The organism is Vibrio sp. 10N.286.52.C3 (assembly GCF_041468865.1).
Classification (GTDB): Bacteria; Pseudomonadota; Gammaproteobacteria; order Enterobacterales; family Vibrionaceae; genus Vibrio; species Vibrio crassostreae_C.
In genome coordinates this window covers 1-11,529 of record NZ_JBFRJM010000004.1, presented here as the reverse complement: position 1 = coordinate 11,529, position 11,529 = coordinate 1, and the positions used below count along the sequence as shown (strand labels likewise).

Annotated in this window: 12 protein-coding genes; 7 read left to right on the top strand and 5 right to left on the bottom strand. The window is 44.1% G+C overall.

Features of this window, described 5'->3' with window-relative positions; all coding sequences use genetic code 11:
- Positions 1-128 precede the first annotated feature (128 nt).
- The 4 genes from bioB to bioD are packed head-to-tail and all read left to right on the top strand — an operon-like array spanning position 129 to position 3,863.
- Positions 129-1,181 carry a biotin synthase BioB gene (gene bioB, locus AB4138_RS01715; RefSeq protein ID WP_372133380.1) on the top strand — a complete coding sequence of 351 codons (1,053 nt, stop codon included), beginning with the start codon at positions 129-131 and terminating at the stop codon, positions 1,179-1,181.
- The gene (gene bioF / locus AB4138_RS01710; RefSeq protein WP_372304891.1) at positions 1,168-2,379 is read left to right on the top strand and encodes an 8-amino-7-oxononanoate synthase; all 1,212 of its coding nucleotides are present in this window, start codon (positions 1,168-1,170) and stop codon (positions 2,377-2,379) included. Before bioB ends, bioF begins: the two co-directional genes overlap by 14 nt.
- Positions 2,380-3,183: a malonyl-ACP O-methyltransferase BioC gene (bioC, locus tag AB4138_RS01705; protein WP_017060254.1), complete on the top strand. Its 804-nt coding sequence runs from the start codon at positions 2,380-2,382 to the stop codon at positions 3,181-3,183.
- Positions 3,180-3,863, top strand: a complete 684-nt coding sequence (bioD, locus tag AB4138_RS01700; protein WP_017065314.1) for a dethiobiotin synthase — start codon at positions 3,180-3,182, stop codon at positions 3,861-3,863. The genes bioC and bioD overlap by 4 nt, the downstream gene beginning before the upstream one ends.
- Before the next feature lie 84 nt (positions 3,864-3,947).
- On the opposite strand, the gene AB4138_RS01695 is transcribed toward bioD, so the two are convergent.
- Entirely contained in the window at positions 3,948-4,115 is a 168-nt protein-coding gene (locus tag AB4138_RS01695; protein WP_017057057.1) for a hypothetical protein, read from the bottom strand.
- Positions 4,116-4,390: 275 nt separating this feature from the next.
- On the opposite strand from AB4138_RS01695, the gene htpX reads away from it, so the two are divergent.
- The gene (gene htpX, locus AB4138_RS01690; RefSeq protein WP_102344686.1) at positions 4,391-5,254 is read left to right on the top strand and encodes a protease HtpX; all 864 of its coding nucleotides are present in this window, start codon (positions 4,391-4,393) and stop codon (positions 5,252-5,254) included.
- Between the two features lie 314 nt (positions 5,255-5,568).
- Here htpX and purB read toward each other — a convergent pair whose 3' ends face one another.
- From purB to mnmA, 3 genes are all read right to left on the bottom strand, one after another.
- Positions 5,569-6,939, bottom strand: a complete 1,371-nt coding sequence (gene purB / locus AB4138_RS01685; protein WP_017068077.1) for an adenylosuccinate lyase — start codon at positions 6,937-6,939, stop codon at positions 5,569-5,571.
- Between the two features lie 143 nt (positions 6,940-7,082).
- On the bottom strand, positions 7,083-7,700 hold the full coding sequence (hflD, locus tag AB4138_RS01680; protein WP_017060259.1) for a high frequency lysogenization protein HflD: 618 nt from the start codon (positions 7,698-7,700) through the stop codon (positions 7,083-7,085).
- A gap of 43 nt (positions 7,701-7,743) precedes the next feature.
- Complete coding sequence (gene mnmA / locus AB4138_RS01675) at positions 7,744-8,880, bottom strand: tRNA 2-thiouridine(34) synthase MnmA (protein WP_017060260.1); 1,137 nt, start codon at positions 8,878-8,880, stop codon at positions 7,744-7,746.
- A gap of 204 nt (positions 8,881-9,084) precedes the next feature.
- Between mnmA and AB4138_RS01670 the strand changes: the two genes are divergently transcribed.
- Entirely contained in the window at positions 9,085-9,354 is a 270-nt protein-coding gene (locus AB4138_RS01670; protein WP_010439986.1) for a hypothetical protein, read from the top strand.
- A 102-nt stretch (positions 9,355-9,456) separates the two neighbouring features.
- Positions 9,457-10,761 carry an inosine/guanosine kinase gene (locus AB4138_RS01665; protein ID WP_017060261.1) on the top strand — a complete coding sequence of 435 codons (1,305 nt, stop codon included), beginning with the start codon at positions 9,457-9,459 and terminating at the stop codon, positions 10,759-10,761.
- Between the two features lie 194 nt (positions 10,762-10,955).
- Here the strand turns inward: AB4138_RS01665 and AB4138_RS01660 are convergent, their stop codons facing one another.
- Positions 10,956-11,366 (bottom strand): H-NS family nucleoid-associated regulatory protein, encoded by a 411-nt coding sequence (locus AB4138_RS01660; protein ID WP_017060262.1) that lies wholly within the window; start codon positions 11,364-11,366, stop codon positions 10,956-10,958.
- Positions 11,367-11,529 lie beyond the last annotated feature (163 nt).

The following is an 11,529-nucleotide window of genomic DNA, read 5'->3' as shown; positions in this document are numbered from 1 at the left end:
TAACCAGATGTAAACTTTTGATATTATCAATATGTTGACAGTCTAAAGCTTGTCGGTAGACTAGCCAAGCATAAATGCAATCTCTATTGATAGAGATGAAACATCAAATAATAAAAAAGGATCGACACGTGGAAGTTCGTCATGACTGGACAGTTGCTGAAGTAACAGCACTGCTTGAAAAACCGTTTATGGATTTAATGTTTGAAGCTCAAGTGGTTCATAGACAGTACCAAGAGCACAACCACGTGCAGGTGAGTACGCTTCTATCGATTAAGACTGGTGCTTGTCCTGAAGACTGTAAGTATTGTCCTCAAAGTGCTCACTACCGAACGGATGTCGACAAAGAACGCCTAATGGAAGTAGAGCGTGTTTTGGATGCGGCGCAAAAAGCCAAGAACGCGGGCTCGACTCGTTTCTGTATGGGCGCGGCGTGGAAAAACCCGAAAGAACGCGATATGCCTCACTTGACTGATATGATCAAAGGTGTGAAAGGTATGGGTCTAGAAACCTGTATGACACTAGGCATGTTAACCCCTGATCAAGCTGGCGAGTTAGCGGATGCAGGCTTGGATTACTACAACCATAACCTTGATACGTCTCCCGAGTTTTACGGCAGCATCATCACCACTCGTACTTACCAAGATCGTTTAGATACGCTATCTCACGTACGTGATGCCGGTATGAAGATCTGTTCTGGTGGCATTATTGGTATGGGCGAAAGTACCAATGACCGTGCAGGCCTGCTGGTAGAGCTAGCGAACCTTCCGGTACACCCTGAGAGTGTGCCAATCAACATGCTCGTGAAAGTGAAAGGCACACCGATGGAAAACGTCGATGATGTTGAATCTTTTGACTTCATTAAGTTGATTGCGATTGCTCGTATCATGATGCCAATGTCAGCGGTTCGTCTATCTGCAGGTCGCGAGAATATGAATGAACATATGCAGGCGATGTGCTTCATGGCTGGCGCGAACTCTATCTTCTACGGTTGTAAGCTACTGACTACGCCAAACCCAGATGAAGACACGGACATGCAGCTGTTTAAGAAGTTAGGCATCAACAGCCAACAAGTGGCTCAGAAGCCTGATGAAATTCAAGAAAACGAACTGTTAGATCAAGTAGTGGAGCGCGTTGCTGCTCGTCCAACGAAAGATGACATGTTCTACGATGCCACTGTTTAAATCCCGTATCAAAGATGCCCTTGTTCAACGCCGTGAGCAGGGGCTAACTCGTCAACTTAAAGTGCTCGAAAACAGTAATGGTCCTTTGCTTAATTGCGAAGGTTCTCGCTTTATTAATTTTTCGAGTAATGATTACCTAGGCTTGGCGAACGACCCTGAATTGGTAGAGGCGTGGCAAGCGGGGCTTTCCCTTTATGGTGCTGGCAGTGCGGCATCGCCATTGGTCACGGGTTTTAGTCCTGCTCATAGAAATTTAGAAGCTCAGCTGTGTGAATGGTTGGGCTTTGAACGTGCGATTCTCTTTAGTTCTGGTTTCAGTGCGAACCAAGCCTTGTTGTTTTCTCTGCTCGAAAAAGACGACTCTCTGCTGCAAGACAAGCTTAATCACGCCTCTTTGATGGAAGCGGGGATGCTTTCTCATGCAACCATGAAACGCTTTAAACACAACGACACGCAGCATCTAGAGTCTCTATTAAGCCGATCTCTACAATCCTTGGTCGTCACTGAGGGCGTATTCAGCATGGACGGCGATCAAGCGCCTCTCAGCCAGATATCTAACCTGACTCATCAATACGACAGTTGGTTGGCGGTTGATGATGCCCACGGTATCGGCGTATTAGGTGATAAAGGAGCTGGGAGTTGCAGTGCAGCACAAATCTCCCCCGATATTTTGGTGGTGACCTTTGGCAAAGCATTTGGCGTTTCTGGTGCTGCGATTCTTTGTTCGTCAGAAGTGGGTGATTACTTAACTCAGTTTGCTCGTCATCATGTGTACTCGACGGCGATGCCACCTTCACAAGCGGTGGCTTTATCTCATGCGTGTCAGATGATTCAAACTCAAGAGTGGCGCCGAGAAAAGCTGACTGAGTTAGGGTCTCTCTATGCAGAGCAGGTGAGCGGCTTGAAAGGCTTTGTGGATACTCAGACTCCGATTAAGCCATTTGTGATAGGTGAAGCACAAGCGGCATTATCAATAGCTGAAGAGTTAAAGCAAAACCAAGTTTGGGTGACCGCAATAAGGCCGCCAGCCATACCTGCTGGAACTGCTCGATTACGAATCACGTTAACAGCTAACCATAGCCCAAAACAGATTCTCCAGTTAACCAGGTCGTTGCATCAAGCCATTGAACGAAACATCGACTTAAGCACTGAACCGGGTATCCATCCAAGCTTTGAATCAAATAAAGAGGCTCAGTAAATGTCACAAGAAGCAGTAGTGCATAATTACGTTGGCCAAGATAAGAGTGCGATTGCCGAAGCCTTTGGTAAAGCGGCAACAACCTATGACAAACACGCTGAATTTCAACGCGATGTTGGCCACCGATTACTGGATAAATTACCCAGCGATCTGTCAGGCTTTAAGGTGCTGGATCTAGGTTGTGGTACTGGCTATTTCTCCGAGCAACTTGTAAAACGAGGCGCCGAAGTGGTTTGCGCTGATCTTTCTGTTGGAATGCTAGCAACAGCAGAGAAGCGGTGTGGTGCATCTGTATCTTTATATCAACAAGCCGATGCCGAACAATTGCCGTTTGAAGATGGGTGCTTTGACATCGTTTTCTCTAGCCTTGCGTTGCAATGGTGTGACGATTTGTCGTCGCCTTTGAGAGAGATGAAGCGTGTTACAGCGGCTGGTGGGCGTGTTATTTTCTCAACTTTGCTTGATGGGTCGCTGTTTGAACTGAAAAAGTCGTGGTCCAAAATTGACGCACATCAACACGTTAACCATTTTATTACAATCAATAAGGTAAAAATTGCGTTAGCGCAATCTAGCTGTACCGTTCATCAACTAGACTTGCCCACCATCACCGTTTGGTACGACACTGCGTTTGAACTGATGCGCGACCTTAAAGGTATCGGCGCTAATCACGTAAGTGGTCGCTCACAAGGTTTAACAAGTCGTCGCATGTTGCAGCTTGTTGATCGGGAATATCGAGAGTTTAAGAACCATCAAGGTTTCTTACCAGCAACATATCAAGTTTGTTTAGGGGTTATTCAATTATGATTGATGCATTATTCATTGCAGGTACGGATACCGAAGTGGGAAAAACTGTGGTTTCAAAAGCGATTCTTCAAGCTTTGGCCGCACAAGATTTATCAACAATTGGTTACAAGCCAGTTGCTGCAGGGAGTGAAAAATCCCCTGAAGGACTACGTAATAGTGATGCACTGCATCTTCAAGAAGCGGCGACGCAAGATATTGCTTACGAAGACGTCAATCCATACGCGTTGTTGCTACCATCATCGCCTCACATCGCTGCTAAGCATGACGGCGTGGTGATTGATGAAGCCGTATTATCTGCAAAGCTGGAAGAGCATAAGCAAAACTCTGACATCGTGTTAGTTGAAGGTGCTGGTGGTTGGCGTGTACCGGTTTCAGATGATGAATACTTGTCTAGCTGGGTTAAAAAAGAGCAGCTTCCAGTGGTACTGACTGTGGGTATTAAGCTTGGTTGTTTGAGCCACGCACTGCTAACTGCTGAAGCGATTCGTGCTGACGGACTAAACTTAGTTGGTTGGGTAGCAAACCGTATTAATCCAGGCACTGAACATTACGCTGATATTATTGCGATGCTTGAAGATAAGCTAGGTGCACCAAAGTTAGGTGAGATCCCTTACGTCCCAAAAGCGAAGTCTAAGAATATTGGCAAGTACATTAATGTACAGCCATTGCTTGAGCTTTAATTCTCAAGTTATACGAGAAATAAGAAAAGGGCTGCGATTGCAGCCCTTTTGCTATTTTAAGCCTGTGTAGAGTTAAGCTTGGGATCAATGTTCTTTTGTAAGTCCCATTAGTGCTTGTTGTGTCTCTGTTATATTGGTTTGCGCTGCTTGTGGCGTAAGAATACCGATCTGTTTCTTTGCTTCTTCTTCAGTAATCCCTAGGTGACAGCACAGTAAATCGATAGCCATTTGAGTGTTAGTACCTTCAACCATGATCCTTTCCTTTTGTTCCATGAACTAGCCAATACAGTAATTGACTGACACTCTAAACGGATCGTTGGTGGTTAACCATACTACTTAGGTCTAATGGACGATTGAGAAATGAACCACTCCCGTAATCAAATGTTGCAATTTAATGCTTAACCTTGTTTTCTTAATCTAAGACTATATGTATAAGTAAGTATAAGTCTCAAGGTTGGAATAAATTGCTGTCTGCCTTGTCTATAACAATAAGTTTTATAAAAACAGCTTTCATGCGGAGATAAGTAATGAAGCGAGTAATGTTGTTCCTTGCAACCAACCTTGCGGTTGTATTGGTACTAAGTGTTGTTCTTAATATTGTATACGCAGTTACAGGTATGCAACCAGGAAGCCTCTCAGGCTTGCTGTTAATGGCTGCGGTATTTGGTTTTGGCGGCTCATTCATTTCATTAATGATGTCAAAGAAAATGGCGCTACGCTCAGTTGGCGGCATGGTCATTGAGAGCCCACGTAATGAAACAGAACATTGGTTGATGGAGACGGTAAGCCGTCAAGCTCAACAAGTTGGTATTGGTATGCCAACAGTGGCGATCTACGATTCGCCAGACATCAACGCATTCGCAACAGGTGCTAAGCGTGACGATTCATTGGTAGCGGTATCAACAGGCCTTCTGCACAACATGACACGTGACGAAGCTGAAGCGGTATTAGCGCATGAAGTTAGCCACATCGCAAACGGCGATATGGTGACGATGACCCTAATGCAAGGTGTTGTGAACACGTTCGTTATCTTCCTATCTCGTTTCATCGCCAACATTGTTGCGTCGAATGACAACGAAGAAGAGGGTGGCAGCAACATGATGGTGTACTTTGGTGTGTCTATGGTGCTGGAACTGGTATTTGGTTTCCTAGCGAGCTTCATTACCATGTGGTACAGCCGCCACCGTGAGTTCCATGCTGATGCAGGTGCTGCGCACTTGGTTGGTAAAGAGAAGATGATTGCAGCGCTAGAGCGTCTAAAGGTGAGCCATGAGCCACAACTAGAAGGTTCTATGATGGCATTTGGTATCAACGGTAAGAAGTCTCTAACAGAGCTTCTAATGAGCCACCCGCCGCTAGACAAGCGTATTGCTTCTCTACGTAACATGTAATCGCTACGTATTCTTCAGTCGCTAATCGACAAGATACATTTGAAAGGCTTCCTTCGGGAGGTCTTTTTTGATCTTGGCATCTAAGACAGTAAGTATTCGAGGAATAGGTGTCTGGCGATAGAGGGTTACTGGTGATGAAGCATTACGATATTGATTGGTTGATATCGCACGGATTGAGATGAGTAGGGTAATGATACTGGGTTGCTTTGTATTATTTTGCTGACGTCTCTTGTGCTCAATACACTTTGTTCCGCTCAACAAAAAGGCTTCCACATGGGAAGCCTTAGTCTATTCTGTGATTCGAAATTCGAACCTTACAGTTTGTCAGTTAGCTCGATTGCTTGGCCGATGTAGTTCGCTGGAGTCATCTCTTTCAGGCGAACTTTCTCGTCTTCAGGGATCTCAAGACCATCGATGAATGCACGCATGCCTTCGCCATCTACACGTTTACCACGAGTTAGCTCTTTTAGCTTCTCGTATGGTTTTTCGATGCCGTAACGACGCATTACTGTTTGTACTGGTTCAGCCAATACTTCCCAGTTCTTGTCTAGTTCAGCAAGTAGCGCAGCGCGGTTAACTTCAAGCTTGCTAATACCTTTCAGAGTCGAAGTGTATGCAATGATTGCGTAGCCAACACCCACACCTAGGTTACGAAGAACCGTAGAGTCAGTAAGGTCACGCTGCCAGCGAGAAACTGGAAGTTTTTGTGCAAGGTGGCTGAATACTGCGTTCGCTAGACCAAGGTTGCCTTCAGAGTTTTCGAAGTCAATTGGGTTAACTTTATGCGGCATTGTCGAAGAACCGATTTCGCCAGCAATAGTCTTCTGCTTGAAGTGACCAAGAGCGATGTAGCCCCAAACGTCACGGTCGAAGTCTAGAAGGATAGTGTTGAAACGAGCAATTGCATCGAATAGCTCAGCGATGTAATCGTGAGGTTCGATTTGAGTTGTGTACGGGTTCCAAGTTACGCCAAGAGATTCAGTGATGAACTCTTCGCTAAACTGGTGCCATTCAACTTCTGGGTATGCAGAAAGGTGTGCGTTGTAGTTACCTACAGCACCGTTGATTTTCGCTAGGATCTCAACGTTTTCGATTTGCTTGTATTGACGTTCCATACGGTACGCAACGTTAGCCATCTCTTTACCCATAGTAGAAGGAGAAGCTGGCTGACCGTGTGTACGAGACAGTAATGGAATATCACGGTACTCGTTCGCAAGTGCTTTGATAGCATCAATTACGTTACGGATTTCTGGAAGAATCACTGTGTCACGAGCTTCTTTAAGCATAAGCGCGTGAGAGGTGTTGTTGATGTCTTCAGAAGTACATGCAAAGTGAATAAATTCGTTTACAGCGTGAAGTTCAGGAACGCCAGCAACTTTCTCTTTCAAGAAGTACTCAACCGCTTTAACGTCGTGGTTAGTCGTGCGCTCGATCTCTTTGATACGTAGAGCATCTTCTTCGCTGAAGTTAGCGGCTAGTTCATCAAGAAACTGGTTAGCTTCTGCACTGAACGCTGGTACTTCTTTGATTGCATCAGTTGCTGCAAGCTTTTGTAACCAACGAATTTCAACGATAGAGCGGTACTTTAGTAGTCCAAACTCACTAAAGATGCTGCGTAATGCAATAGTCTTACTTCCGTAACGGCCGTCTACTGGTGAAACAGCAGTCAATGCTGACAGTTCCATGGTGTTCTCCTGAATTGAGTTTTCTAAATTTTGAGAGGTTTATACCAGTAACAATCTCAATTGTCACGCACATTGCGCAATCGTTTGCGTGAGAGTTGTGTTGATACAAAAAACAAGCTCGCGACGAGGCGCGAGCTAATAAACTACATTCGAGCTAGTAGGATTTGAGCCTGCTCGATCATCTTCTTACGACCGAAGATAAGGTGGCGACGTTTACCGCCAACTTGACGCCATAACACAGCGCTTCGAATCCCTGATAGAAGCAGTGCGCGAACCTTATGTTGGCTCGATGTCTGCTGAAGTACAGACGGAGTACCAGAAACCTGAATGCGAGGGCCGATAGGGCTGACGACATCAAGGTAGATACTTGCAAGGTTGCTGATCATTTGCTCGTCAAACAGATCAAAGTGTTCAGTTTGGCGCTCTGCAGTTTGAATGCGGTCACCAAGCTGAGACATAGAGTCGTTGCGAGAAGACAGCTTACGCTCAAGCGCCATCAAGCTGATGATGTAACGCGTGATATCGCTACCTGCTGGAGTACTATCGATACCTTTTACTAAGCACTCAAGGCCAAGCTTTAGGTTCGCTTCACGTCCAAATACGCCCACGGTATTCGATGGGTTGGTATTTAAAATGGCACTGAGTGAAGCTTCAAAGGCATCTTTATCACAATGGCCGTCTTTCGCTACTTGTTGAACCAAAGCCACAGCTTGGCAAATTCCGGCGAAAGCAATAGTACGGTCATAAAGTGTATTAGCCACGTAGTAACTCCTAGTTGTCTTCTATCGTTTGTCGTTTGATTGATTAGATGCGCTTTTCGATGATACCACCACCAAGACATACTTCGCCTTGGTAGAACACTGCAGATTGACCTGGGGTCACTGCGATTTGTGGCTCATCAAAAATAACCTTAATGTTCTCATCATCAATTGGGATGATTGTACAAGGAATATCTGTTTGACGGTAACGTGTTTTTACCGTGCATGTCATAACTTCAGTAATTGGTGTGCGATTTACCCAATGAAGTTGAGATGCGATCAAGCCTTCTGATTTCAGAAGAGGGTGGTCTTTACCTTGTACTGCGATAAGTACATTACGCTTAAGGTCTTTTTCACCAACAAACCATGGTTCTTCGTTACCGCCACCACCTTTAGTGCCGCCAATATGAAGGCCTTTACGCTGACCTAGCGTGTGGTACATCAAACCTTGGTGTTGACCAATCACTTGGCCTTCAGGTGTTTCGATGTTACCCGGTTGTGCTGGTAGGTATTTGCCTAGGAACTCAGTGAACTTGCGCTCACCGATAAAGCAGATGCCTGTTGAATCTTTCTTCTTAGCTGTGATCAAGTCTTGCTCTTCAGCAATACGTCGCACTTCTGGCTTCTCTAATTCACCGACAGGGAATAGGCTGCGTGCCACTTGATCTGAGCTTAGCGTGTATAGGAAATAACTTTGGTCTTTGTTGCTGTCTAGACCGCGTAGCATTTCTGGTTTTACGCCAGCATCAAGCTCTTCTTGAGTTGGGAAAGTACGACGAACGTAGTGACCCATCGCAATGTAGTCTGCGTCTAGCACTTCATCCGCAAACTCTAAGAATGCTTTAAATTTGATTTCTTTGTTACAAAGAATATCTGGGTTAGGTGTACGACCTGCTTTGTACTCTTCAAGGAAGTATTCGAATACGTTGTCCCAGTATTCTGCAGCAAAGTTGATAGTGTGAAGGTGGATACCTAGTTTGTCACATACCGCTTGAGCATCAGCAAGATCTTCAGCTGCCGTGCAGTATTCTTCGTTATCGTCTTCTTCCCAGTTTTTCATGAAAAGGCCTTCTACCTGATAGCCTTGTTGCTGAAGAAGATACGCCGATACTGACGAATCTACACCGCCGGACATACCGACAATTACTTTCTTTTCGCTGTTTCCAGAGCTGATATCTGACATGTCTAAACACCGTTACTATTACTTGGTCGCAGATTCTAACAGAAAGAGAAACGCCGTGACAGATCCGAGACCGGAATCACAGTTTCATTTGCACAAATAGTGCGCTGACTTTGTTAGAGAATCGCATGAGAGCGAGGTGAGTCGCTATGATGTCAGAAGTATATGTGGCATAGTCGCTCGAAATCCAAGACCTGAGATAAAAAAATGTCTGAACAAAATGAATTTATGCAAGAAGAAGAGCTGATTGAGATCATCGAGAACCAGCTTGAAGATGGCGAACCAGTGAAAGTGAAAGAGACGTTGATGCGTTTAATGATGACAGGCACTCCACGTGAAGAAGCAATTGCGGCTATGGCATGTGCACTGGCAATTGAAGTATTTGACGTTATGAAAAACGGCGCGGAGTTTAATCAAAAACGTTACGCAGAGCATTTGGGCATGCTGCCTGATTTAAGCTTTATGGAAGGCGAATAAAAAAAACCTTCAGCAAACGTTTGCTATAGTTTGAAAGATTGCCGCGTTAAATATAGCGCGGTAGAATCCGCCACCTATTTCCCCTTGACTTAGACTAGCCCTATGAAATTCCCTGGACAACGTAAATCAAAGCACTACTTTCCGGTTCACGCTCGTGATCCTCTAGTGAGCCAAGCTCAAAGCAGTAAAAGAATGTCACGCACTCATATTATCGGTATTGACCAAACATTGGTGGATATTGAAGCAAAGGTGAGTTCTGAACTTATTGAGAAGTATGGTTTGAGCAAGGGACATTCACTGGTTATTGGCGACGCAGCCGCTGAATCTTTGTATCAAGAATTAAAAGAGCAGTGCCTGATTACCAATGAATACGCTGGTGGCACAATTGGTAACACATTACACAACTATTCAGTGCTAGCGGATGACCGTTCTACACTGTTAGGTGTAATGAGCCAAGATATTAAGATTGGTAGTTACGGTTATCGCTATTTATGTAATACATCAAGCAGAATGGATCTGAACCATTTACAAGGGGTAGATGGCGCAATTGGTCGCTGCTTTGCATTAATTACAGAAGACGGTGAACGTACTTTCGCAATTAGCGAAGGACAAATGAACCAATTAAAACCAGAAAGCATTCCTGAAAAAATCTTCAAAAGTGCTTCTGCTTTAGTTTTAACGGCTTATTTAGTTCGCTGTAAGCCAGGCGACCCGATGCCTGAAGCAACAATGAAAGCGATCGAATACGCGAAGAAATACGATGTGCCAGTCGTTCTTACACTAGGTACTAAGTTCGTTATTCAAGATGATCCAGAATTCTGGAAAGATTTCCTTGAGCAACACGTAACGGTTGTTGCAATGAATGAAGACGAAGCTGAAGCGTTAACGGGTGAAAGCGATCCACTGGCTGCATCAGATAAAGCGCTAGACTGGGTAGACCTTGTTCTATGTACTGCGGGACCTGTTGGCCTATTTATGGCTGGTTATACAGAAGATGCAGCTAAGCGTGAAACGTCACTGCCTTTACTTCCAGGTTCAATTGCGGAATTCAACCGTTTTGAATTTAGCCGTCCTGCGCATAAAGATTTATGTGAAAACCCAACTAAAGTGTATTCGCACATTGCGCCATACATGGGTGGACCAGAAAAGATCAAAAATACCAATGGTGCAGGTGATGCTGCGTTATCAGCTTTATTACATGATATGGCTGCTAATAAGTACCACAAAGAAAACGTGCCAAACTCAAGTAAACACCAACATTCATTCTTGACGTACTCTTCGTTCTCACAAGTTTGTAAATATTCTAACCGTGCTAGCTATGAAGTGTTGGTTCAACACTCTCCACGTTTATCTCGTGGCCTTCCTGAAAGAGAAGATAGCCTAGAAGAAGCGTACTGGGAAAGATAAGTTACTTTCTTTAATCAGTAGTACTATCAGTATCAGTTGGTTTCTAATACTGATAGTACAAATATAAAAAAGGCTCCGAAAGGAGCCTTTTTTGTTTCTGAATATATTGAAGTCGTAAATAATACTTTGGTCGACTTAAATATTAATTCTATCGCTTAGCGTGTAATTGATTACTCACTAAGTAAACTAAATGTTTAGATAGCAAACTCTTCTAGAGATTTACCAGCATCTAGCTGTTCTTGGATAGCTGAAGGCGTACGGCCTTGACCTGTCCAAGTCTTCTCGTCGCCGTTTGCGTCTACGTATTTGTATTTCGCTGGGCGAGGAGCGCGTTTAGCTTTTGTTGTTTTAGATTTTGCTTCACCAGAAAGTGCAGCAATAAGATCGGCAACATCAATTCCGTCTTTTGCAATTTGTTCAGCAATAGCAGAAAGCTTAGCTTCTTGCTCTGCTTTAGCAGCACGCTCTTCAGCTTCAGACTCTTGACGCTCTTGTACAACAATAGTCAGCTTGTCTAGCGCTTCTTCAAGTTGCTCAAGAGTTAATTCACGTGAGAACGCACGAAGGCTGCGGATATTTAATAGAGTTTTTGTTAATTCAGACATGATATTTTCCATCAAGGTAAACTAAATAATCTTCCTAATAATAAACAGAGCCTAGGAATAAAACAAATAGTATTTCTTCTATTACATATTTAAATATAAAAGTGAGATGAATAGTTGAAAATTCAGAGCAGTATTTCTATTGAATTTATAATAATTATTAAGA